Genomic DNA, 23284 nt, shown 5'->3' on the forward strand with positions numbered 1-23284 from the left:
GTCAGGCCGGGCGCATCAGCCGGTCCAGGAACGCGATGAGCAGGGCTTCACGCAGCGGTGGGGGAGCGACGTCGAGGAGGGCGTTCACCGGTCCCATCCGTTCCGGGAGGCTGCCGCCCGCCGCGTCACCGAGGCCGGCGATGCTCAGGAGCCCGTCGAAAGCGGCGTCGTCCAAGGTGGACGGGTCGATCGCCGAGGCCGCGGCGGCGAGCTCGGGGGCTATCTGCACCGGGCCGGACTTCTGGGCGGCCTGAGTCGCTGTGGTGAGGGCGTCGACGAGCTCGTCCAGGCGGGTGGCGGTGGCCGCACTGACGGTGAGGTGCAGGGACGGCGGCTGGCCGCGGTAGCTCAGCTGTGGTTGGACGAACCAGCCGACGGCGGCCATCTCGTCGGCGATGGTGAAGATGTCGGTCCGGGCGTCGGAGCGCAGGGCGACCAGGGTCGTCGCCGGGGCGGCGACCACGCTGAGGCCGTCGATCTCGGCTGCTCTACGAGCCAGTTCCAGGGTTGCCGTATGGGCGGCGCGGGCGAGTTGGCGGTAGCCGGAGTCGCCGATGTGCTGGACGACGGCCCACGCGGCCGCGATCGGGGCGCCGGATTTCGTGGACTGCATGGTCGAGTTGAGCATCGTGTAGCCGGGCCAGTCGGCGCTGGCGAAGAACTGCGCCTTCCGCAGGGAGGCGTCCCGGTGCAGCAGGATCGACGCGCCCTTGGGCGTGTAGGCGTACTTGTGGAGGTCCACCGAGATGCTCGTGACGCCCGGTACGGCGAAGTCGAAGTCCGGTACGGCGATGCCGTCGAGGCGCAGGTAGGGAAGGATCCAGCCGCCGATGCAGGCGTCGACGTGGCAGCGGACACCGCGGTCGGCGGCGACGGCCGCGATCTCGCGGACGGGGTCGACGACGCCGTGCGCGTACGACGGAGCGCTGGCGACGACCAGGACCGTGCTGTCGTCGATGGCCGCGGCCATAGCTGCGGGGTCGGGCGTGAAGGTCACCGGATCGACGTCGACGACGATCGCGCGGACACCGAAGTAGTGGGCGGCCTTGTGGAACGCGGCGTGCGCCGTCGCGGGGATGACCATGGTGGGGGAGGACACAGGCCGAGGCGAAGACGTCGGCGAGGCCGCGCGGCCCGCGTCGCGGGCTGCCTGGACTGCCAGCAGCACCGACTCGGTCCCGCCCGACGTGACCGTACCGACCGCGGACGACCCGTTCAGCAGCCGCGCCGCCCAGCCGACCAGGTCGTTCTCCAGCGTCCGCAGGCTCGGGAACACCGTCGGATCGAGCCCGTTCGTCGCGCCGTACTGGGCGAGCGCCGCGCGCCCGATCTCGTCGGCCTCGGCCAGACCGGAGTCGTACACGTACGCCAGCGTGCTCCCGCCGTGCGTCGGCAGGTCGCCCTCCTGCAGTTCGCGCAACCGGGCCAGGACGTCGTTCATCGTGCCTCCAGGACTTCATCGGCCGTCAGCTTGTAGCGGGTCAACGAGAAGAAGCTCAGTGCGATCAGTACGGCGGGCACCAGCGACAGTCCGATGACGATCGCGGTCACCGCGGACTCAGGCTGTACGGCGGACCGATCGGTCGACGACACGTACCCACCGAGCGCGAGCACCACCGCGTACAGCCCAGGACCAAGCGCCAGCCCGAGAGTCTCGCCGGCCGTCCACACCCCGGTGAAGACGCCGGCCCTGCGGACTCCGCTCCGCGCGGAATCGACCGCGGCGACATCGGGCAGCATCGCGAGCGGGAACACCTGCGCACCCGTGAACCCGATCCCGACGATCCCGGTCGCGACGTACACGCACCAGGTCGGCACGTGCTGAGCCGACGACAACGCGAGAGCGCCCACCCCGAGCACGCCCGACGCGGCCAGGAACCCGGTCCGCTTGCCGAAGCGCTGACCGAAGGCCAACCACAACGGACTGACCAGCAGCGCCGGCCCGACCACGCAGACGAACCCGATCGTCGCGGCGGCAGGATCGTCCAGCACGTAACGCGCGAGGTAGTCGATCCCCGCGAGCATCGACCCGATCGCGAGGGCCTGGAGCATGAGCGTGATGAGAAGCCAGCGGAAGTCCCCGACGGCAGCGACGAGCCGGAGCTGGTCGCGCAGCGTTCCGGTGGTCTCCTGCGGGCGGCCGATCGGCGCGCGCCGCGTCCCGACGTACGCGCCGATCGTGCCGAGGGCGAGCAGGACGGCGATGGTCAGGCCCATCACGCGGTACCCGTCGCGGCCGCCGATCGCGTCGCGGATCGCGGGGGAGGCGCCGCCGCTGACCAGGATCGCCAGCGTCAGGAACGCGACCCGCCACGACATCAGGCGGGTACGTTCAGCGTAGTCGTCGGTGATCTCGGCGGGCATCGCGACGTACGGGACCTGGAAGAACGCGTACGACGTCGCGCACGCGAGGAAGGCGAGCAGCACCCAGGTCGCGTTCAGCGTCCTCGAGCCGAGGTCGGGAGCGGCGAAGAGCAGGGCGAAGCAGATCGCCAGCCCGAGGCCGCCGCGCAGCAGGAACGGGCGCCGCGGGCCGAGCGGCGACTGGTGGTGGTCGCTGATCCGGCCGGCCACCGGGTTGAGCAGGACGTCGAGCGCCTTCGGCAGCAGCACGATCGCGCCGGCCGCTCCGGCGGCGATGCCGAGGGTGTCGGTGAGGTAGGGGAGCAGCAGCAGACCGGGAACCGTGCCGAAGGAGCCGGTCGCGACCGAGCCCAGGGCGTAGCCGATCCGCACCCGGCGCTGCTGGTCGACTGACATGGCGGAAGCATGCCAAAAGATCGCCCAGGTGTGTCGAGCTTCATCCACAGGGCCGGGACTTGAGCCGATCTCATAGAGTCACGGCATGGCGTCGCAGGGAGGACCACCCCAGAACCAACCGCCGCACGATCCTGCCCAGGATCAGCCGCGGCAGCCCGGCTACGGCACGCCGCCGATGCCGTCGGGGCAGCAGCTTCCGGGCGACGGTCCGGGCTTCTGGTCTCCCCAGCAACCGCCGCCGTGGACGGGCCAACCGCAGCAACAGCCGTACGTCCAGCAACAGCCGCCCTACCCGCCGCAGCAACCGCCGCACGGCCAACCCCCGTACGGCGGCCAACAGCCCTACGGCTCCATGCCCTACAACCTGCGCCCGCCCGAGCAGCGCCAGATCCCCGCCCCACCCGGCACCCCGTTCCACCAGCTCGCCCGCAACGCCCGCCACAGGTGGTGGCGCCCCATCATCGGTACCGTGACGCTCGCCGTGGGCGCGTTCATCCTGACCGCGGCCGTCGTGGTCGCCTGGTCGGTCGTGCACCGCATGATCACCGGTGACCTGCCGGCGGCGTCGGGCGACGAGATCTTCGCCAACGACCTCGAGAACCTCGCCAGCACGCTCGTGATGCTCGCGATCCTCACCCCGACCGTCGCGTTCACCGTCTGGGCCGTGCAGCGCCGCCCACCGTGGAGCGTCGCGTCGGTGCTCAACAAGATCCGCTGGAAGTGGCTGTTCCTCGCCTGCCTGCCCGCCCTCGGGTACCTGGTGCTCTCGTACGCGTTCGGCCTGCTGGCCGCGGCGATCTTCCCCGACGCCGACCCGGTCCCGGCCGACGACGGCGCGTGGGTCGGCTTCGCCGCGTTCATCGGTCCGGCGTTGTTGCTGCTCTGCCTGGTCCCGTTCCAGTCGGCGGCCGAGGAGTTCGTGTTCCGTGGCTGGCTGATCCAGGCGGTCGGCGCCTACGCCCCGCGCAGCGAAGCGCGCAACGCCGTCACCCGCGCGATCTGGCGAGCACTCCGTACGCCGTGGCCGGCGCTCGTCGTCAGCAGCGCGGTCTTCGTCTCCGCGCACGGGTACACCGGCTGGGCGATGGCCGACATCTTCCTGTTCGCGATGACGGTCGGCTGGCTGACGGTCCGCACCGGCGGCATCGAGGCGGCGATCGCGTTGCACGTACTGAACAACCTGCTCGCCTTTCTGTTGCCTGCGGCAACTGGTCAGCTGGACGGCTGGGCCGACCAGGGCGGCGCGCCGTGGACGCTGCTGCTGACCGACATCCCGTCGCTGGCCTTCTTCGCCGTGAGCGTCACCTGGCTGGCCAGGCGCCGGAAGGTCGCGACCGTCAGCCAGTAGGAAACTGTCGGCGCGGTCTGGCAACCTGTCCGCGTGACGAAAAGCGCAGAACCGATCGAGGCCGTCCTGTTCGACTGGGGCGGCACCCTGGCCACCTGGCACGACGTCGACCTGTACGCCGTCTGGCGGTCGGTCGCCGCCTTGGTCGACGACGCCCGCGCCGACGAGCTGGCGGCCAAGCTCGTCGCCGCCGAGAACGCGGCCTGGCTGCGATCGCGCGACGAACAGGTCAGTACGACGCTCGAGGCGGTCTGTCTGGCCGCCGAGGTCGAGCTGACGCCGGCCGCGCTCGCGGAGTACGAGCGCCTGTGGCACCCGCACACCGAGCTCGACCCCGACGCGATCGGCCTGCTGCAAGAGCTCCGCGCCAGCGGTTACCGGATCGGCGTCCTGTCGAACACGATCTGGTCCCGGCAGCGGCACGAGGAGATCTTCGCGCGCGACGCCGTGCTGGAGCTGATCGACGGCGCCGTCTACACCAGCGAGGTGCCGTGGACGAAGCCGCACCCGGAGACGTTCCTGGCCGCGATGCGGGCAGCGGGCGCGAACGACCCGAAAAGCTGCGTGTTCGTCGGCGACCGGCTGTTCGACGACGTCTGGGGCGCCCAGAACGTCGGCATGCGGGCCGTGCACGTCCCGCACAGCAACATCCCGACCCACCAGCTCGGTCACACCGAGGGAGCGCCCGACGCGACCATCCAGCGCCTGTCGGAGCTCCCCGGCGTACTGGACAGCTGGAGATGACAGAACCCCCGGCCTCGGAAGGCCGGGGGTCCTGGGTGGGGGTTTGGTTGGCTACGGCTGCCTGGGCGGCTCAGACCTAGGCGGCCAGCGTCGGGTCGGCCATCAGGCGCAGGCGGCTCAGCGCCTCACGCTCGATCTGCCGGACCCGCTCCGCCGAGATGCCGTGCACCGCGCCGATGTCGGCCAGCTTGGCCTGGCGGCCGTCGTGCAGGCCGTAGCGGCGCCGGATCACGTCGGCCGACCGCGGGTCGAGCTGGTCGACCAGGCTGAACAGGCCGGACCGGTCGGAGGCGTCCGCGACCAGCTGGTCGGGGCCCGGCGCGGTCTCGGCCGCGATCAGGTCGCCCAGCGAGGTCTCGCCCTCGTCGTCGATCGGGTTGTCCAGGCTGATGTGGTCCCGGCCGATCCGGATCAGCTCCGTGACCCGTTCCGGGTCCAGGTCGAGCTCACCGGCGATCTCGTCGATCTCCGGCTCACGCCCGAGCTTGCGCTCCAGCGTCCGCCGGGCCGAGCCGATCTGGTTCAGCTGCTCGACCACGTGCACCGGCAGCCGGACCACACGGGCCTGCTGCGCGATCCCGCGGGTGATCGCCTGGCGAACCCACCAGGTCGCGTACGTCGAGAACTTGAAGCCCTTGCGGTAGTCGAACTTCTCCACCGCGCGGATCAGCCCCGTGTTGCCCTCCTGGACCAGGTCCAGCAGCGGCATCTGGGACCGTCCGTACCGGCGGGCGATCGAGACCACGAGCCGCAGGTTGGCGGTGACGAACCGCTGCTGGGCCTTCTGGCCTTCCGCGGCCAGCCACTCCAGCTCATCCTGCGTCGCGTACTTCGGCGCGCCGCCCTTCTTGCGTCCAACCCGCCCCTCGGCCAGCAGCTGCTCCGCCAGGAGTCCTGCCTCGACCGTCTCAGCGAGCTCGACTTCCTCTTCCGCCGTCAGCAGCGGAGTGCGCGCGATCTCTTCCAGGTAGAGACCGACGCTGTCCTTGCCGTCGATACCTTCGTCCATTGACCGGACACGAGCCATGCGAGCCACCGAAACTCCCTTCGTCGTTACATGGAGAGCAACGCTCGAGTGAGGTTCAAGATTCCACGACGAGTGTGTAAACAGCCTGAACGTTCCCTGAGAGTTCCCGGCACTCACGCCTTCAGGAACCGCCGAACAGCGGGGAACTGCTGAAAGTGATTACTGAATGTGTCACACCACACATCGTCCTTCGTTGCCACCCGTAGCAACGCGCCCGGTACCCGCCGGATTCCCGTGAAAACGGGACAACCGGGGGCCGGGCGCGAGCGTCTTAAGGGGTTAGGCCAAACCGAGGGTGTCGAGCTCCCAGGCCAACGTGAAGGCGACTTCGCGCCACGCGTCGTACCGGCCGCTGCGGCCGCCGTGGCCGGCGTCCATCTCGGTCTTCAGCAGGACGTCGACGTCGCCGGCGGCCGTGGCGCGCAGCTTGGCGACCCACTTGGCCGGCTCGACGAAGAAGACCCGGGTGTCGTTGAGGCTCGTGATCGCGAGAATGCGCGGGTACTGCTGCGCCGTCACGTTCTCGTACGGCGAGTAGGACTTCATGTACTTGTAGACCTCGGGATCCTCGAGCGGGTTGCCCCACTCCTCCCACTCGATCACGGTCAACGGCAGCGACGGGTCGAGAATCGTCGTCAGCGCGTCGACGAACGGCACCTCCGCGACGATTCCGCCGAACGCCTGCGGCGCCAGGTTCGCGACCGCGCCCATCAGCAGTCCGCCGGCGCTGCCGCCCTGCGCGACGATCCGCTCCGGCCGGCTCCAGCCGTCCTTGGCCAGGTGCTCGGCGACGGCGACGAAGTCGGTGAACGTGTTCCGCTTGGTCAGCGTCTTGCCGTTGTCGTACCAGTGCCGCCCGAGCTCGCCGCCACCGCGCACGTGCGCGATCGCGAACACGACGCCGCGGTCCAGCAGCGACAGTCGCGGGATCGAGAACCAGGGGTCCATCGACGACTCGTACGAGCCGTAGCCGTAGAGCACGACGGGGGCGTTGCCGTCCTTGGCGACGTCCTTGCGGGCGACGATCGAGATCGGTACCTGGGTGCCGTCGGCGGCGGTCGCCCACTCCCGGTACTGCGTGTACGCGCTCAGGTCGACATCGCCGAGCACGGGCTGCTGCTTGAGCAGCCGCCGCTCGCCGGTCGCCACGTCCACGTCGTACGTCGAACCGGGCGTCACCAGGGACGTGTAGCCGAACCGGTACCGGGTGTCGTCCCACTCGTCGTTGCGTCCCGGGCCGACGGTGTAGATCGGCTCGTCGAAGGTGAGCACGTCCGGAGCGCCGAAGACGGAACCGTCGCGGCGCATGACGGCCAGCTCGGTCAGCGCGTCCCGGCGCCGGTACAGGATCACGTGCTGCGCGAACGCGTCGACACCGAGCAGGCGGCTGGACTCGTCGCCCTCGAGCAGCGTCGTCCAGTCGCCCGGGGTGTCCAGGGGAGCGGTAGCCAGCGAGAAGTTCTCGGCGTCGGCGTTGTGCGTGATCAGCAGCTGGTCGCCGGCGTGCTCGACGTCGTACTCGACGCCCTCGACGCGCGGCCGGACGACGACCGGCTCACCGGTCGGGTCGTTCGCGTCGAGCAACCAGACCTCGCTGGTCAGCTTGCTGCCGAGCGCGATCTGGATGGCCTGCTCGTTGCGGGTCAGGTCGACGCCGATCCAGTACCGCTCGTCGGCTTCCTCCTTGACCAGTACGTCGTCACCGGTGGCGCCGAGCGCGTGCCGCCAGACCTGGAACGGGCGCCAGGCGTCGTCGACCTTCGTGTAGAAGATCGTCGAGCCGTCGGCGGACCAGGCCGAGCCGTAGTGCACCTCGGGCAGTTCGTCGGGCAGCAGCTCGTCGGTGCGCAGGTCCTTGATCCGCAGCGTGAAGCGCTCGTCGCCCTTGAGGTCGATCGAGTACGCCAGCAGGTTGCCGTCGGGAGAGACGTCGACCGTGCCGAGCGAGAAGAACTCCGAGTCGCCGGCCAGCACGTTGCCGTCGAGCAGGACCTCCTCGCCGGGGATCTCGCCGTCGGTGGCCGGCGGCTGGTCGCCGTCGGCGAGCACCCGGCAGCTGATCGCGTACTGCTGGCCCTCGACGGTGCGGGTGTAGTACCAGTAGCCGCCCTGCCGCGCGGGCACGCTCAGGTCGGTCTGCAGGGTGCGCGCGGAGATCTCGCCGAAGATTGCCTCACGCAACGATTCCAGGTGCGCGGTGCGGCCTTCGGTGTACGCGTTCTCGGCGCGCAGGTGGTCCAGCACCTCGTCGTTCGACTTGTCCCGCAACCACTCGTAGTCGTCGACGAACACGTCGCCGTGGTGGGTACGTTCGATCGGCTTCTTCGCGGCGACAGGGGGAGTCAAGTCAGGCATGTGGGGAGACTACCCGCCGCCGTGGACGCTTCCTCAGAGGGCGTACGTCGCCACGACGGGCGCGTGGTCGCTCCAGCGTTCGGCGTACGTCGGAGCGCGGTGGATCGCGCAACCGGTGGCCGCGTCGGCCAGGCCGGGCGAGGCGATCTGGTAGTCGATCCGCCAGCCGGCGTCGTTGTCGAAGGCCTTTCCGCGCCAGGACCACCACGAGTACGGACCGGGTCCGTCGCCGCCGAAGCGCCGGCCGAGATCGACCCAGCCGGCCTCGAACAAACGATCCATCCAGGCGCGTTCCTCGGGCAGGAACCCGCTCTTCTTGCGGTTCGCCTTCCAGGCCTTCAGGTCAACCTCCCGGTGGGCGATGTTCAGGTCGCCACACATCAGCACGTGCCGCCCGTCCGCGCGCAGCTCGCTCAGCCGGGCGGTGATCGCGTCGAGGAAGGCGTACTTCTCCTCCTGCCGCGGCGGCGTCTCGAACTCGCCGGTGAACACGTAGGTGCTGACCGCCGTCAGCGTCGACCCGTCGTCGAGCACGACGTCGGCCTCGACCCACCGGCCGCAGCCCTCGAACCGCTCCGGCCCGATGTCGGTCCGCTCCAGCTTGATCGGCCGGCGGCTCGCGATCGCGACCCCGGCGCGTCCCTTGCTGCCGGCGATCACCGGCTCCGCGTGCGCGAGGTGCCAGTCGCCGCCGAGGTGGTCGCGCAGGACCTCGTCGGTCGCGCGAACTTCCTGCAGCAGCAGGAGATCCGGATCGGTCTGCTCCAGCCACGGAGCCATGCCCCGCCGGTACGCCGCCCGAACCCCGTTCACATTCACCGTGGCAACCTTCAGCACGCCCGCAACCCTAGCCGCCGGCGGCCGGTACGCCGTACCGGCTCTCCGTCAGAGCGTGGTGAGAACGGCGGACAGCGATCCCTCGCAGAGATCCTCGAGCTCGTCCTCGGTGATCGTCGGGTCATCGATCCAGGTCAGCAGGATCTGCTCCATGTAGCCCTGCCAGCCCAGGCAGACCAGCTCGACCTTCGGGGTGGTCTCGACGCCTTGCTTGGCCAGGGCGTCGATCACCCAGCGGCTGAAGACCTGACGCAGCTCGGAGTGCAGAGCCCGTACGGCGGGGTCGCCGGCCGCGGACATCAGCAGGGTCACCCGGTACAGCTGGGGCGCTTCGAGGACTGCACGGACGAACGCGCGGATCCCGGAGCTGAGCTGCTTGTCCGGTGGCAGCGACAGGTCGGGCGCGGTCCGCAGCATCAGCTCCGAGGCGGCCTCCTCGATCACCGCGAACTGGAACTTCTTCTTCGAGCCGAAGTAGTGGAAGAGCAGCGCGGGGGAGACCTGCGCCTCGGCGGCGACCAGCTCGACGCTCAGGTCGCGGTGCGGATCGGCCTCGAGCACCCGGCGGGCGGCGTCGAGGATCTGCGCCCGCCGTTCGTCGGGCCGCAACCGCGAGGCGCGGTGCTCTGAGGCTTGGGTCATACGGACAGTCTATTGAGTATCAGGTCAATAAGCACTTACTGTTGAGTATCGACTCAACAGACGGAGGTCCGCGATGGCCGGCAAGGTCGTACTCATCACAGGCGCGTCCCGGGGGATCGGTGCGGCGGTCGCCCGCCGGCTGGCGAGTGAGGGCGACACGCTGGCCCTGGTCGGACTCGAGCCCGACGAGCTGAAGAAGGTCGCCGAGGACTGCGGTCCCGACGCCGGGTGGTGGGAGGCCGACGTCACCGACCTGGAGTCGCTGCGGGCCGCCGTCGAGGGCGTCCACGAGCGGTACGGGCGGATCGACGTCGTCGTCGCGAACGCCGGGATCGCGGCGCCGGGCTTCACCCGCAGCATGGACCCGGCCGTCTGGGAGCGCGTGCTCGACGTCGACCTGTACGGCGTCTGGCGGACCGTGCACCTGACCCTGCCGCACCTGATCGAGAGCAAGGGCTACCTGCTGCTGGTCTCGTCGCTCGCGGCCGTCGTCCACATCCCCGGGCTCGCGGCCTACAACACGGCCAAGGCCGGGGTCGAAGCGATGGGCAACAGCCTGCGCGCCGAGCTGCGGCACCTCGGCGTCCGGGTCGGCGTCGCGCACATGACCTTCGTGGACACCGACATGGTGCGTGGGGTCGACGACCACCCGGTCTTCGGCAAGGTCCGGACCGGGATCCCGCTCGCGAGCCGCGTCTACCCGCTGGAGCTGGCGGTCGAGAAGTTCACCGCCGGGATCAGGAAGCGCTCGCGCGTCGTGCACGTGCCCGGCTGGATCGGGCCGATGAAGATCTTCCGCGCGCTGATCCCGCACATCGTCGAGCTCGGCAGCCGGGGCTCGGTCGCCAAGGCCGACCGCGCCGCGCTGGCCGACATCGAGGCCCGCGGCGCCGACGTGTCGAGTCGCGCGTCCGGTGCCGGCGGTCTCGCCGACACGGCCAAGGCCAAAGGTGCCCGCGGATGAGTGAACGACCGTACGACGTGGTCCTGTTCGGCGCGACCGGCTTCACCGGAGCGCTGACGGCGGCGTACCTGGTGAAGCATGCGCCGCCCGGCCTGAAGCTCGCGCTCGCCGGGCGGAACAAGGCGAAGCTGGAGCGGCTTCGGTCCGACCTGAACGCTCCCGAGCTCGATCTCCTGCACGCCGACGTCGGCGATCCGGAGACGTTGAGAGCGGTGGCCGAGTCGTCCCGGATCGTCGTGACCACCGTCGGCCCGTACATCCGGTACGGCGAACCGCTCGTCGCCGCGTGCGCCGAGGCCGGGACCGACTACCTCGACCTGACCGGCGAGCAGGAGTTCGTCGACAAGATGTACGTCGCCCACCACGCGAAGGCGGTCGAGACCGGCGCCCGGCTGATCCACTGCTGCGGCTTCGACTCGATCCCGTACGACCTGGGCGTGCAGTTCACCGTCGAGCAGTTGCCGCAGCGGGTGCCGATCAAGGTCGAGGGCATGATCCGCGCCGGGGGCAAGCCGTCGGGCGGCACGTGGGAGACCGCGATCACGGCCTTCTCCCGCGGCAAGCAGAACCTCGACGCCCATCGTGCCCGCCGTCGCGCCGAGCCCCGCCTGACCGACCGTTCGGTGAAGCTGTCCGCCGGGCGGATCCACCGGTCCCAAGGCTTCTGGGCCGTCCCGCTGCCGACCGTCGACCCGCAGATCGTCCGTCAGTCGGCGCTACTGCTCGACGCGTACGGGCCCGCCTTCAGCTACTCCCACTACGCCGCCGTGAAGCGTCTCCCGGTAGTTGCCGGAGGCATCGTCGGGATGGGCCTGCTGGTCGCGGCCGCGCAGGTGCCGCCGGCCCGCAAGGCGCTGCTCGGCCGGATCAAGGCCGGCGACGGGCCGTCGCCGGAGCAGCGGGCGAAGTCGTGGTTCAAGGCCCGGTTCGTGGGCCAGGGCGGTGGCAAGCGGGTCGTCACGGAGGTCGCCGGTGGCGATCCGGGCTACGACGAGACCTCGAAGATGCTGAGCGAGTGCGCGCTCTCCCTGGCGCTCGACGAGCTTCCGAAGACGTCCGGCCAGGTCACGACGGCGTCCGCGATGGGCCCGGCGCTGCGCGACCGATTGGTTGCCGCGGGCATCAGCTTCCGGGTGATCTCGACCGAGGACCACTGAGTCGTGGAGAGCGCCCCGCAGCACCTCCCCACGCGACGCGTGAGATCGGCGGACGGGACCGAGCTCGCGCTCTACGAGTACGGCGATCCGTCCGCTCCGGTGCTCGTCTGCGTCCATGGGTACCCGGACAACGCCCGGCTCTGGGAGCCGGTCGCGCAACGCTTGGCCGAGCACTTCCACGTCATCACGTACGACGTCCGCGGCGCGGGCAACTCCGACCACCCGCGCGGGCGTTCGGCGTACGAGCTGGATCGGTTGGAGCAGGACTTCACCGCCGTCCTGGACGCGGTCTCGCCGGACGCGCCGGTGCAGCTGCTCGCGCACGACTGGGGTTCGATCCAGTCGTGGCACTTCGTGACCAGTGAGCGGCTGCGCGGGCGGGTCGCGTCGTTCGTGTCGATCTCGGGGCCGTCGCTGGATCACGCGGGCTACTTCTTCCGTGGTCGCCGGCCGCGGCGGGAGAAGCTGTCGCAGCTCGCGCACTCCTGGTACATCTTCTACTTCCAGCTGCCGTGGCTGCCCGAGCTCGGGTGGCGCACAGGGTGGGGGCAGCGCGCCACCGACAGGATGGAGTTGAGTGCCGGAGGCCGTGCGGCGCCGGAGGGAGAACGCTCTCTCCCGGACTACGTGAACGGGCTGCGGCTCTACCGCGCGAACGTGATCCCACGGCTGCTCCGGCCGCGCGTACGGCGTACCGACGTCCCGGTGCTCGCGGTGTCGCCCCACGGCGACGCGTTCGTCACGACACCGCTGCAGACCGACGTCGCGCGCTGGGCCCCGAACCTCAGCGTCCAGGTGGTCAGGGGAGGGCACTGGTTGCCCCGGAACGATCCCGGACTTGTCGCCCGGCTGACCCTCGAGCACACCCGGCGGGTGGCAGGCTGGCAGGTATGAGAACGCTACTGAACCTGATCTGGCTGGTGCTGGCCGGTTTCTGGCTGGCGGTCGGCTACGCGATCGCCGGGCTGATCTGCTGCATCCTGATCGTCACCATCCCGTTCGGCATCGCGTCGTTCCGGATCGCCGGGTTCGCGCTGTGGCCGTTCGGCCGGACCATCGTCGACCGCCGCGGCGCGGGCGCCGGGTCGGTGCTCGGCAACATCATCTGGGTCGTGCTGGCCGGCTGGTGGCTGGCGCTGGGTCACCTGGTGACCGGCATCGCGCTCTGCGTCAGCATCATCGGCATCCCGCTCGGCCTGGCCAACTTCAAGCTGATCCCGATCTCGCTGCTGCCGCTGGGCAAGGACATCGTCTCGACCGACGACGCGTTCGGCGCCCGGTGAGGACGCTGACGGTGCTCGGGTCGTGCGGCGCCTGGCCCGAGGCGGGCCGGGCGTGCGCCGGCTTCCTGCTCGAGTACGACGGGTTCAAGGTCGTGCTCGATCTCGGGTACGCGACGCTGCCGCGGTTGCTCGAGCACTGCCCGGACGGCGAGGTCGACGCGGTCGTGGTGACGCACGAGCACCCGGATCACTGCGTGGACGTGAGTGCGCTCGCGCGGGTCCGGCACTACCAGGCGCCCTCGGCCGCACCGGTGCCGCTGTACTGCACGCCCGGTGTCCTTCCGGTACTGCGGGCGCTGGAACCGTCGCCGGATCCGGCGACGGTGTTCGACGTACGGGATCTCGCGGAGGCGCGGGAGATCGGGCCGTTCCGGCTGGAGAGCGTTCTGCTGCCGCACTACAAGACCAACCTCGGCGTACGGCTCAGTGCGCCTGGGCTGACGGTGTCGTACACGGGGGACAGCGGTCCGTCGCCGGAGTTGGCTGTGCTGGCCGAGGATGCGGATCTGTTCATCTGCGACGCGACGCATCAGGAGCCGCCGGCTGAGGGGCCGCGGTTCCTGATGACGGCGCGGGAGGCCGGGACCGCGGCGGCGGGTGCTCGGAGGTTGTTGCTGACGCACTTCTGGCCGGGCTCGGATCGCGCTCTCTCGGTTGCTCAGGCGCGGGAGAACTTCGCCGGTGAGGTGATCGCCGCCGAGGAAGGGCTCGTGCTCGATCTCGCGTAGGGCGTGTCTCCTAGTCGCTCAGCCGGGCGTGCCGGAACTGGGAGCGGTGCAGGAGCACGGCCTGCAGGACCATGCCGGCGACGCCGATCCAGAGCGCCTCGCGGCGGCCGAGGTGCTCGGCGAGCAGGCCGCCGAGCACGAGGCCGACGGTGAGGGACGTGCGGTTCACCGAGCGCAGCGTGGCGTGCATCCGGCCGAGCAGGTGGGACGGCGTGACGGACTGGCGGTAACCCATCTCGATCGGGCTGTCGATGCCGATCGACAGCCCGAAGGCGAACTGGCTCACGCACAGCATCGCGAAGCCGAGCGTGTTGTCACCGGCCAGCGGGATCAGCAGGTAGCCGAACGGCGTGATCCAGCGGCAGAAGATGATCGCCGGGCCGACGCCCATCCGTCGTCCGACCCAGCCGGACGCCGTCGCGCCGATCACCGAGCCGACGCCACCGATCGCCAGCGTCACACCGACCGCGCCGACGCTCAGCCCGAGGGTCCGGTACGCGAAGACCGTGTACGCCGTGCTGATGATGCCTTGGAAGACGAACCACAGGTGGCCGGTCACCGCCAGCGGTCCGGTGGTCCGGTCGCGGTAGACCCAGGCGAGGCCGTCGCGGATCTCCGCGCGCAGGTTCCGCGGAATGTCCTTGCCTGGGGCAACGTCCGGCACGAGCGGCCGGACGGTGAGCAGGACCAGTCCGGAGATCAGGTAGGAGAGCGCGTCCAGCAGGATCGCGATCGGTGCGCTGATCAGCTGGACCAGGAAGCCGGCCAGCGCGGGGCCGCCGGTCGAGGCGACGGCGCTGGACTGTTCGAGGCGTGCCCACGCTGGGGTGAGTAGTGCGGTCGGGACGAGTACGGGCGGGAAGGACTGGTGCGCGGCGTCGTACCCGAGGGAGAGTGCGCCGAAGACGAGCACGACCGCGATCAGCAGGGGGAGCGAGAGGACGTCGAGCGCGGCGAAGAGCGGGATCAGCGCGAGGACGGCGCCGCGGGCCAGGTCGGCGGTCACGAGGATGGGCTTGCGGCGGTGCCGGTCGACGAAGACGCCGGCGAGCAGACCGAGCAGCATGTACGGGAGCCAGCGCGCGGCGTTGATCAGCCCGACCTCGCTGTCGGACGCGCCGAGGGTGAAGATCGCGATCGCCGGCAACGCGACCGTCGTGATCGAGGTGCCGGCCATCGAGACGGCGTCGGCGGCCCAGAACCGGACGAACGCCGGGTACCCGAGCAACGGCCACCGGCGATTCATGCCCGGACCCTATCCAGTGCGCGGTGTGGCGATGGTTGCCGGGGCAACCATCAGCTGGACAGGCGACCGTCCCCGTGACCTGGGGCACGGGTCAGTCGCGCTCACGCCGAGTCTGGCGACTGACCCGCGCTCTCGGTCGCGGGGACGGTGCCGTGGGTCAGGACTTCTTCTGTTCCTTCTTCTTCGCGGCCGCGACGAGCTTGCGGACGTTCTCGATCGAGCCGGCCCCGGAGTCGATCAGCCGGGCCCGCTCGGCGGAGAACTTCTCACCGAGGTCGTCGCGCACCTGCTGCGACACGTCGGTCCGCGCCGGGTTGAGCACGTCGCGCTCCTCCTCGTCGAGGTGGTGCGACAGGGCCTCGGACAGCTCGTGCGTCTTGTCGCCGAACTCCTCCGACGCGGTGTCCTCGACCTCCATCAGCTCGAGCAGCGCTTCGTTGCCCTCGTCGTGCTCGTGCTCGGAGTGCTCGACCTCCTCGGCGTCGATCGCGTCCTTCTTCCGCAGCTGGGGGTAGACCTTGGACTCCTCGGCCTCCGCGTGCGCGATCAGGACCGTCGCGAGGTCGGCCAGGACGGCGGCCCGGTCGCTCTCGACGTCCCGCAGCTCGCGCAGCGCCTCCTCGAACCAGCGGTGGTCGGCGAGGATGACCTCGACCACGTCACCACCGGTGTGCTGCAGAATCTTCGGCATCGAATCCTCCAGATCAGGCGCCCGGCAACCACACCGGGATCGACCTGCCGGTACCCGCCGGGCGGCGCCGCATGCATACAACCGCAGGTAACAGGTGCGTTCCGCACTGCTGGTCACGCTCTCCCACGATGCATTCCGCACCGCCGGTTACGCTCCGGCCATGACCACCCGCGCGCTCGTCCGCCGTCCCAGCCCGCGTCTCGCCGACGGGCTGCTCACCCATCTCGAGCGGGTCCCGGTGGACGCCGACCTCGCCGTACGGCAGTGGCAGCAGTACGTCGACGCGCTGACCGCCGCCGGCTGGTCGACCGTCGAGGTCCCGCCGGTCGACGGCTGCCCGGACGGGGTGTTCGTCGAGGACACGATGGTCGTGTACGGCGACCTCGCGGTGATCGCCCGCGCCGGCGCCACCGAGCGCCGCCCGGAAGCCGCGGCCGCCGCCGAAGCGGTCGAGGCGCAGGGCTACCGCCTGGCCCACATCGATGCCCCTGGCACCTTCGACGGCGGCGACATCCTCAAGGTCGGCACCACGATCTACGTCGGCCAGGGCGGCCGCACCAACGCCTCCGGCATCGCCCAGCTCGGGGCCCACCTCGAACCCCTCGGCGCCCAGGTCGTCGCCGTACCGGTCCGCAAGGTCCTCCACCTCAAGTCCGCCGTCACAGCCCTTCCCGACGGAACGGTCATCGGCTACGAGCCGCTCGTCGACGACCCCGCAGCCTTCCCCAGCTTCCGCGCGGTCCCCGAGGAGGCCGGGGCCCACGTCGTACTGCTCGACGACACCCACCTGCTGATGGCCGCCTCGGCACCCCGCACCGCCGCCCTCTTCACCACCCTCGGCTACACCCCGGTCCCGGTCGACATCACCGAGTTCGAAAAACTCGAAGGCTGCGTCACCTGCCTGTCGGTGCGCCTCCGCGGCTGATCAACAGACGGTTCGCGATCGGTCACGGAGTGAGCTCGCCGTGCATTAACATCACTGCCTCACAACGCACACAGGTGAGGGGCAGTCGTGAGCGACTCTGGGGGCTCCGGGCAGCGCAACGGCAGGTGGTCGCATCCGTCGGTGCAACACCTGATCCTGCCGGTGGCAGTCGGGCTGATCCTGCTGGTGGCCGGCGTCGTGGTGGGAAAGGTCACCACCGACGACAACGGCGACAAGGCTGTCCCCGCGCCGAGCACCAGCGCCGGGCCGAGCACAACGCCGCAGGAACCGACCCCGGAGCCGTCGCAGCCGTCGACTCCGCCGCCGTCCACCACGAGCACAGCGGTCGTGCCGGAGTACGGCCAGCCGAAGCGGTTCCAGACTGTCAAGATCTCCGCTCCGCGGATCTCGTGCGGCCGGACGTACGTCGACCTGGACAAGCTCGGTCAGGCGGGCGCCGTCCGGGTCAACGGCACCAGCAAGAGCACCGACGAGCTGAGCTACGGGAACTGCTCGCCCGAGGGACTGAACGTCGAGAACGGCGCGCAGATGGGCACGGCGAGCAACACCTATCCCGTGACGGTTGGGCGGTGCGCGACGGACGCGTCCACGCAGGCGACCGCGGGAACGATCCCGCCGGCCGATCTCGGGTCCGGGCAGGCGTTCTGCCTCGTCACCGACGAGTCGGCCGTGGTGTGGATGCACTTGGGGAAGCGTGAGACGGTGACGGGCAACCCGCTGCTGAACCTGATCTTCAGGGCAACGCTCTGGCCCCGCGCCGCTTAGTCGGTCGGTTCCTCCGCGTCGTCCGCGGTGGAGTGCTTGATCTTGGTGAGCTCCGGGTCCTCGAGGGCGAACGTGCGGATCGGCCCTCGCGAGTCGGTGGTTTCGAAGCGGACAGTGACCCGGCCTCGGCCGGCGCCCCACACCCAGCCGTTGCCGTACGTCGGGTGGGTGACGTCCTGGCCCGGCTGGTAGCCCGTGTCACGTTCACGCGGCCGGACAGGCACTTCCGGTACGTCGACCGCGGACTCGGCGGCTTCGTCGGCTTCGGACTCCGTGAACAGGTCGTCCTGGATCCAGTCGGCCAGGGACGAGACGCCAACACCCAGCAGGCGGATGCCGCCGGAGATGTCGCTGTCGTCGAGCAGGCGGCGGGCGACGCGCGCGACCACCCGCGGGTCGTCGGTCGGGCCTGCCAGGGTGGACGAGCGGGTGTGGGTGGTGAAGTCGTGCATGCGCGTCTTCACCGTGACGGTGCGGCCGGAGAGCTGGGCCTTGCGGAGGCGTTCGGCGACGCGGTGCGCCATCCGTTCGCTGATCGCGGTGAGCAGGGAGCGGTCGATGATGTCGGTCTCGAAGGTGTCCTCGACGCTGACCGACTTGGTCTCGCGGTCGCTCACCACCGGCCGGTCGTCGGCGGCGACGGCGAGCCGGTGCAGGCTCGTCCCGTGCGCCGAGCCGACCTGACGGATCAGCTCGTCCTCGTCGAGCAGCTGCAGGTCGGCGACAGTCCGTACGCCGGCCATGCTGAGCCGCTGCGCGGTCGCCGGACCGACGCCCGGGATGACCGTCACCTGCATCGGCGCGAGGAACTCCGCCTCGGTCCCCGCCGGCACGATCACCACTCCGTCGGGCTTGTCGAGGTCGCTGGCGATCTTCGCGATCAGCTTCGACGTACCGGCGCCGACCGACGCGGTCAGCCCGCCGCTCGCCTCCTTGATCGCGGCCTTGAGGTCGTCGGCGATCGCCTGGACGTCGTCGACCGTCAGGTCGTGCAGCCCGGCGGCCTTCAGGTCGACGAACGCCTCGTCCAGCGACAACGGCTCGACCAGCGGGGACAGCGCGCGCATCTGCGCCATCACCGCCTGGCTGGTCGCCCGGTACACCTCGAACCGCGGCCACAGGTACGCCGCGTGCGGGCACCGCGACCGTGCCTCGGCCGTCGACATCGCCGACCGGACGCCGTACTTGCGCGCCTCGTACGACGCCGTCGACACGACCCCACGCAGGCCGATCCCGCCCACGACGACGGGTTTGCCGCGCAGGGAGGGCTTGTCCCGCTGCTCGACCGCCGCGAAGAACGCGTCCAGGTCGACATGCAGGATCGACGGATCGGCACGCACCCCCACAGTCTCCCCGTCCCCACCGACAGTTCCGGCAGCGACCTTCACTCCGTGTATACCTACGTCCCATGAAACGCGACTCCATGCCGCCGTTGGCCGGGTTGGTTCTCGGGATGACGGGTCTGGCCCTCGCCGATCTGTTCAGTCCGCCGATGGCGTCGTACGCGCCGATCCTGATCGCCGTCGCGGTCGGGGCGGTGGCGGGCTACGTGATCTCGTACGGGACGAACAGGCTCCCCGGGGCGGACCCGAAGGCGACCGCCACGGTGTCGTCGTCCGTGCTGGTCGTGGTCATGCTCGCCGACGCGCTGGTCCTGTGGTCCGAGCTCGACAGCCTGGTGCAGACGATGGTGATGGCGGTGGCGCCGTTCGCCGGGTTCCGGCTCGTGGTCGCGGTGGTCGACCGGTTCACGACCTCGTTCACCGTCTCGCTGATCGCCGGGCTGGCCGGTGTCGTGGTCTTCGGGGCCGCGGTCCCGCTGCTCGCGTTCGGTCTGCCGGGGTTGTCGTCGTGGGCCTGCATCGGTGCCGGGGCGGTCGTCGGCCTCGTGGACGGCGTCCTGGTCGGAGCGGTGCTGGGGCCGATGTTCGTGGAGGCGCGCGGATGACGAGCTTCCCGCAGCACTGGGACGACGGTACGACGACCGACGGTCCCGATCATCAGGTGCACTGGTACGACGACCGCACGGCGATCGTCCGCCAGTCGCTGCGGACCAACTTCGAAGGCCCGTTCCTCTACCTGCTGCTGGGCACGGAACGCGCTCTCCTGCTCGACACCGGGACCAGGCACGCGAATCTCCGCGCGGTCGCCGACGAGCTGCTCGCCGGCCGCGACCTCGACCTCGTGGTCGCCCACACGCACGGGCACGGCGATCACATCGGCGGTGACGACCAGTTCGCCGGACGCGAGCGCACGCAGGTCGTCGGCCTCACCGTCGACGACGTCTCGGCGTACTTCGGGATCGGTAGCTGGCCCGACGAGAACGGCCGGCTGGACCTCGGGGAGCGCGTTCTCGACGTGATCCCGATCCCGGGGCACCAGGGGAGCGACGTCGCGCTCTACGACCGGCGGACGCGGCTGCTGCTGACCGGGGACTCGTTGTACCCGGGCCGCTTGTACGTCGCCGACTGGCCGGCGTACCGGGCAAGTGTCGCGCGGCTGGCCGGGTTCGTTGCCGCGGGCAATCCGGTGACGTGGGTGCTCGGCGCGCACATCGAGATGACCGCCCGGCCCGGCGTCGACTTCCCGATGGGCGCGGACCGGCACCCGGGTGAGCACGAGCTCGAGCTGGCGCCCGGCGTACTGACCGAACTGGCCGAGGTGATGGCCGCGGCGGGGGAGTCGCCGGAGCGGATCGTCCGGGAGCATTTCGTCGTCCAGCCGGTCTGAGCGGTACCAGCAGGTGACCGGCAACGCGATCCAGGTCACATCAACGGCCGGGTTCAGGCAGACTGTCGCCAGGTACTGGGAAGTACGCCGTACCCACGGCAGTACCGGGACAGGGGAGGCCACATGGGCGAGGAAGTCGACCGGGTCGAGTTCACCCGGGCGGACCGCACGGCGTTCCGCAACCAGGTCCATCGCAACCTGGACGCGTTCGCACGGATGCTGCGGGAGGCACGGTTCGACGCCGAGCGGCCGATGACCGGGATCGAGATCGAGCTGAACCTGGTCGACGACAAGTGCGACCCGGCGTTCAAGAACGCCGAGGTGCTGAGCGCGATCGAGGACGACGCGTTCCAGACCGAGCTCGGCCAGTTCAACATCGAGATCAACGTGCCGCCCGGCCAGATCGACGGCGACGGGCTGGACACCATGGAGGCCTCGATCCGGGCCAGCCTGAACGCGGCCGAGGAGAAGGCGCAGCGGACCGGTTCGTCGATGGTCGTGGTCGGGATCCTGCCCACGCTGCTGACCGAGCACATCCACCGCGAGGCGCTCAGCACCAACCCGCGCTACGCGTTGCTGAACGACCAGATCTTCCAGGCCCGCGGCGAGGACGTGCAGATCTCCATCGACGGCGTCGAACGGCTGGCCGTCACCGCGGACAGCATCGTGCCCGAGGCCGCCTGCACGTCGACGCAGTTCCACCTGCAGGTGACGCCCGAGGCGTTCCCGAAGTACTGGAACGCGGCCCAGGCGATCTCCGGCGTGCAGCTCGCGATCGGGGCGAACTCGCCGTTCCTGTTCGGCAAGGAGCTGATGCGCGAGACGCGGATCGCCCTGTTCGAGCAGGCCGCCGACACCCGCACCCACGAGCTGAAGACCCAGGGCGTCCGGCCGCGGGTCTGGTTCGGTGAACGATGGATCACCTCGATCTTCGACCTGTTCGAGGAGAACTCGCGCTACTACCCGGCGCTGCTGCCGGTCACCACCGACGAGGACCCGATCGCGGTGCTCGACCGCGGCGACGCCCCAGCTCTTTCGGAGCTTCGCCTGCACAACGGGACGATCTACCGCTGGAACCGTCCCGTGTACGACGTTGTCCGGGACAAGCCGCACCTGCGGGTCGAGAACCGGGTGCTGCCGGCCGGCCCGACCGTCGTCGACACGATGGCCAACGGCGCCTTCTACTTCGGGCTGGTCCGGGCGCTGGCCGACGACGAACGGCCGATCTGGTCGCAGATGTCGTTCAGCGCGGCGGAGGAGAACTTCCACGAGGCGGCCCGGCAGGGCATCGACGCCGAGGTGTTCTGGCCGGGGATCGGGACGGTCCGGGCGACCGAGCTGGTGCTGCGGCGGCTGTTGCCGTTGGCATCGCAGGGCCTTGACGCGTGGGGCGTCGCGCCCGCCGTACGGGACCGGCTGCTGGGGATCATCGAGCAGCGCTGCCTCACCAACCGCAACGGAGCGTCGTGGCAGGCCGACGAGTTCCACCGCCTGTACACCAAGGGCTCCCACGATCGTCGTGACGCTCTGCGAGGAATGTTGCGCCGCTACCGCGACCACATGCACGACAACACCCCCGTGCACGAGTGGCCGATCGACTGAACCGGTTAGTCCACGCCGTGAACGAACGGCCCGGGCCGCAGACAACGTAGGACACCGGGGCGCAGCCGCTTGCCGAGGGCAACGGCATCGGACTGGCGCGACGGCCCCCGACCCTGCAAGGGTGTCCGCCAGGCCGGCGGCCGGGAGGGTTAGAAGCGGCGGCGGCGGGTAAGCAGGTCCCAACCGAACTGCCTGCCCGGGACGGACACGGTCTCGTTGCGGACACAACTGCCTAACGGTCACGGTCGCGACACAGATGGTGCTTTTCCACAGATGCCGGTAGCGGTTCAGGGCAGTATCGTTCGGAACGGGTCGACAGACACCCGGAGGTGAGGCAAGTCGATGACGACCATCGTCGTGGGTTATGTGCCGAAGGCCGAAGGGCGTGCAGCTCTTCGAAGGGCGGCGGAGGAGGCGACGCTCCGCGACGCCAAGCTGGTGGTGGTGAACTCCCACCGTGGCGGACGCAGCTTCGACAGCGACGAGGCGGCGGCCAGTGAGGCCGCGTTGACGGAGGTACGGGAGCAGCTCGACTCGACCGGAGTGCCGTACGAGGTGCGGCAACTGGTGCGTGGACTCGACCCGGCGGAGGACCTGGTGGCCGTCGCCGAGCAAGTCCACGCGGAGTTCATCGTGATCGGCCTGAGGCGCCGGTCACCGGTCGGCAAGCTCATCCTCGGCAGCAACGCCCAGCGGGTGCTGCTCGACGCTCCGTGTCCGGTGCTGGCCGTGAAGGCCGAAGATGGGGAGGACTGAGGTGACTTCGACACGCAGCAAGAAGCTGTGCCTGGCGCAGCAGCCCGACGCCGACGAGATGCTGAGCAGGGACCCTTTCGCGCTGATGGTCGGCATGCTGCTCGACCAGCAGATCCCGATGGAACGGGCCTTCGCCGGCCCGGTCCTGATCGCCAAGCGGATGGAAGGCTCGTTCGACCCGTGCACGGTCGCCGCCTACGACCCGGACGGTTTCGTCGAGGTGGTGACCGGCCCGCCCGCGGTGCACCGGTTCCCGACCGCGATGGCCGCCCGGATCCAGACGCTGGCCAAGCACCTGGACGAGGAGTACGGCGGCAACGCCTCCGGGGTGTGGGCCGACGTGAAGTCCGGTGACGACCTGCTCGCCAGGTTGTCGGCCCTGCCGGGCTTCGGCGCGCAGAAGGCGAAGATCTTCGTCGCGCTGCTCGGCAAGCAGCTCAAGGTCCGCCCGCGCGGCTGGCGCGAGGCCTCCGAGCCGTACGGCGAGGACGGCGCGTACAAGTCCGTCGCGGACGTGATCGACGTGGCCTCCCTGGTGAAGGTCCGGCAGTTCAAGGCCGCCCAGCAGGTCGCCCAGCAACGGGTGGTCGCCCGCCCGTTGCGGCAGACCAGAAACAGCTGACCCGAACAGTTGAGGACTCGAGGGACACCGTCGGTGCCGGCCCGCGGGGGCGTGCGGGCACCGGGTGTGCCACGCCCGGAC

The 23284-nt window shown here is 70.2% G+C and carries 23 protein-coding genes; 14 read left to right on the plus strand and 9 right to left on the minus strand.

Going from position 1 to position 23284, the window contains the following annotated elements; all coding sequences use genetic code 11:
- Nucleotide 1: 1 nt before the first annotated feature.
- A complete protein-coding gene (locus ACLQ2O_RS13005) occupies nucleotides 2–1441 on the minus strand; it encodes a pyridoxal phosphate-dependent decarboxylase family protein (RefSeq protein ID WP_425830741.1) in 1440 nt (479 codons plus the stop codon).
- Entirely contained in the window at nucleotides 1438–2760 is a 1323-nt protein-coding gene (locus ACLQ2O_RS13010) for an MFS transporter (protein ID WP_425830743.1), read from the minus strand. The genes ACLQ2O_RS13005 and ACLQ2O_RS13010 overlap by 4 nt, the downstream gene beginning before the upstream one ends.
- An 85-nt stretch (nucleotides 2761–2845) precedes the next feature.
- Between ACLQ2O_RS13010 and ACLQ2O_RS13015 the strand changes: the two genes are divergently transcribed.
- Nucleotides 2846–4108: a CPBP family glutamic-type intramembrane protease gene (locus tag ACLQ2O_RS13015; RefSeq protein WP_425830745.1), complete on the plus strand. Its 1263-nt coding sequence runs from the start codon at nucleotides 2846–2848 to the stop codon at nucleotides 4106–4108.
- 33 nt (nucleotides 4109–4141) lie between these two features.
- Nucleotides 4142–4852 (plus strand): HAD family hydrolase, encoded by a 711-nt coding sequence (locus ACLQ2O_RS13020; protein ID WP_425830747.1) that lies wholly within the window; start codon nucleotides 4142–4144, stop codon nucleotides 4850–4852.
- Between the two features lie 76 nt (nucleotides 4853–4928).
- Here ACLQ2O_RS13020 and ACLQ2O_RS13025 read toward each other — a convergent pair whose 3' ends face one another.
- From ACLQ2O_RS13025 to ACLQ2O_RS13040, 4 genes are all read right to left on the minus strand, one after another.
- Nucleotides 4929–5888 carry a sigma-70 family RNA polymerase sigma factor gene (locus ACLQ2O_RS13025; protein WP_425830749.1) on the minus strand — a complete coding sequence of 320 codons (960 nt, stop codon included), beginning with the start codon at nucleotides 5886–5888 and terminating at the stop codon, nucleotides 4929–4931.
- Nucleotides 5889–6158: 270 nt separating this feature from the next.
- Nucleotides 6159–8234: a S9 family peptidase gene (locus ACLQ2O_RS13030; RefSeq protein WP_425830751.1), complete on the minus strand. Its 2076-nt coding sequence runs from the start codon at nucleotides 8232–8234 to the stop codon at nucleotides 6159–6161.
- Nucleotides 8235–8267: 33 nt separating this feature from the next.
- On the minus strand, nucleotides 8268–9071 hold the full coding sequence (xth, locus tag ACLQ2O_RS13035) for an exodeoxyribonuclease III (protein ID WP_425830753.1): 804 nt from the start codon (nucleotides 9069–9071) through the stop codon (nucleotides 8268–8270).
- A gap of 48 nt (nucleotides 9072–9119) precedes the next feature.
- Nucleotides 9120–9713: a TetR/AcrR family transcriptional regulator gene (locus ACLQ2O_RS13040; protein ID WP_425830754.1), complete on the minus strand. Its 594-nt coding sequence runs from the start codon at nucleotides 9711–9713 to the stop codon at nucleotides 9120–9122.
- A 73-nt stretch (nucleotides 9714–9786) separates the two neighbouring features.
- Here ACLQ2O_RS13040 and ACLQ2O_RS13045 point away from each other — a divergent pair, with 73 nt between their 5' ends.
- Genes ACLQ2O_RS13045 through ACLQ2O_RS13065 form a run of 5 tightly spaced genes read left to right on the plus strand, consistent with a single transcriptional unit; the run spans nucleotide 9787 to nucleotide 13845 of the window.
- Nucleotides 9787–10677: an SDR family oxidoreductase gene (locus ACLQ2O_RS13045; RefSeq protein ID WP_425830756.1), complete on the plus strand. Its 891-nt coding sequence runs from the start codon at nucleotides 9787–9789 to the stop codon at nucleotides 10675–10677.
- Entirely contained in the window at nucleotides 10674–11834 is a 1161-nt protein-coding gene (locus tag ACLQ2O_RS13050) for a saccharopine dehydrogenase family protein (protein WP_425830758.1), read from the plus strand. Before ACLQ2O_RS13045 ends, ACLQ2O_RS13050 begins: the two co-directional genes overlap by 4 nt.
- Nucleotides 11835–11873: 39 nt before the next feature.
- Nucleotides 11874–12728: an alpha/beta fold hydrolase gene (locus tag ACLQ2O_RS13055; protein WP_425830760.1), complete on the plus strand. Its 855-nt coding sequence runs from the start codon at nucleotides 11874–11876 to the stop codon at nucleotides 12726–12728.
- Nucleotides 12725–13117, plus strand: coding sequence for a YccF domain-containing protein (locus tag ACLQ2O_RS13060; protein ID WP_425830762.1), 393 nt, complete (start codon nucleotides 12725–12727; stop codon nucleotides 13115–13117). Before ACLQ2O_RS13055 ends, ACLQ2O_RS13060 begins: the two co-directional genes overlap by 4 nt.
- Nucleotides 13114–13845, plus strand: a complete 732-nt coding sequence (locus ACLQ2O_RS13065; protein WP_425830764.1) for an MBL fold metallo-hydrolase — start codon at nucleotides 13114–13116, stop codon at nucleotides 13843–13845. The genes ACLQ2O_RS13060 and ACLQ2O_RS13065 overlap by 4 nt, the downstream gene beginning before the upstream one ends.
- 10 nt (nucleotides 13846–13855) lie before the next feature.
- Here the strand turns inward: ACLQ2O_RS13065 and ACLQ2O_RS13070 are convergent, their stop codons facing one another.
- Nucleotides 13856–15091, minus strand: coding sequence for an MFS transporter (locus ACLQ2O_RS13070; protein ID WP_425830766.1), 1236 nt, complete (start codon nucleotides 15089–15091; stop codon nucleotides 13856–13858).
- Nucleotides 15092–15248: 157 nt separating this feature from the next.
- Nucleotides 15249–15782: a hemerythrin domain-containing protein gene (locus tag ACLQ2O_RS13075; protein ID WP_425830768.1), complete on the minus strand. Its 534-nt coding sequence runs from the start codon at nucleotides 15780–15782 to the stop codon at nucleotides 15249–15251.
- 160 nt (nucleotides 15783–15942) lie between these two features.
- Here ACLQ2O_RS13075 and ddaH point away from each other — a divergent pair, with 160 nt between their 5' ends.
- The gene (gene ddaH / locus ACLQ2O_RS13080; RefSeq protein ID WP_425830770.1) at nucleotides 15943–16707 is read left to right on the plus strand and encodes a dimethylargininase; all 765 of its coding nucleotides are present in this window, start codon (nucleotides 15943–15945) and stop codon (nucleotides 16705–16707) included.
- 87 nt (nucleotides 16708–16794) lie between these two features.
- On the plus strand, nucleotides 16795–17493 hold the full coding sequence (locus ACLQ2O_RS13085) for a hypothetical protein (RefSeq protein WP_425830772.1): 699 nt from the start codon (nucleotides 16795–16797) through the stop codon (nucleotides 17491–17493).
- On the opposite strand, the gene ACLQ2O_RS13090 is transcribed toward ACLQ2O_RS13085, so the two are convergent.
- On the minus strand, nucleotides 17490–18833 hold the full coding sequence (locus ACLQ2O_RS13090) for a DNA polymerase IV (RefSeq protein WP_425830773.1): 1344 nt from the start codon (nucleotides 18831–18833) through the stop codon (nucleotides 17490–17492). The genes ACLQ2O_RS13085 and ACLQ2O_RS13090 overlap by 4 nt on opposite strands.
- Before the next feature lie 68 nt (nucleotides 18834–18901).
- Here ACLQ2O_RS13090 and ACLQ2O_RS13095 point away from each other — a divergent pair, with 68 nt between their 5' ends.
- The 5 genes from ACLQ2O_RS13095 to ACLQ2O_RS13115 all read left to right on the plus strand — a co-directional run bounded on the left by ACLQ2O_RS13095 (nucleotide 18902) and on the right by ACLQ2O_RS13115 (nucleotide 23203).
- The gene (locus ACLQ2O_RS13095) at nucleotides 18902–19441 is read left to right on the plus strand and encodes a hypothetical protein (RefSeq protein WP_425830775.1); all 540 of its coding nucleotides are present in this window, start codon (nucleotides 18902–18904) and stop codon (nucleotides 19439–19441) included.
- Entirely contained in the window at nucleotides 19438–20223 is a 786-nt protein-coding gene (locus ACLQ2O_RS13100; RefSeq protein WP_425830777.1) for an MBL fold metallo-hydrolase, read from the plus strand. Before ACLQ2O_RS13095 ends, ACLQ2O_RS13100 begins: the two co-directional genes overlap by 4 nt.
- Before the next feature lie 123 nt (nucleotides 20224–20346).
- Nucleotides 20347–21825 (plus strand): glutamate--cysteine ligase, encoded by a 1479-nt coding sequence (locus ACLQ2O_RS13105; RefSeq protein WP_425830779.1) that lies wholly within the window; start codon nucleotides 20347–20349, stop codon nucleotides 21823–21825.
- Between the two features lie 342 nt (nucleotides 21826–22167).
- Nucleotides 22168–22581, plus strand: a complete 414-nt coding sequence (locus tag ACLQ2O_RS13110; protein ID WP_425830781.1) for a universal stress protein — start codon at nucleotides 22168–22170, stop codon at nucleotides 22579–22581.
- 1 nt (nucleotide 22582) lies between these two features.
- On the plus strand, nucleotides 22583–23203 hold the full coding sequence (locus tag ACLQ2O_RS13115) for an HhH-GPD-type base excision DNA repair protein (protein ID WP_184794993.1): 621 nt from the start codon (nucleotides 22583–22585) through the stop codon (nucleotides 23201–23203).
- Nucleotides 23204–23284 lie beyond the last annotated feature (81 nt).

This window comes from Kribbella sp. DT2, from assembly GCF_049844575.1.
In the GTDB taxonomy this organism is placed as follows: domain Bacteria; phylum Actinomycetota; class Actinomycetes; order Propionibacteriales; family Kribbellaceae; genus Kribbella.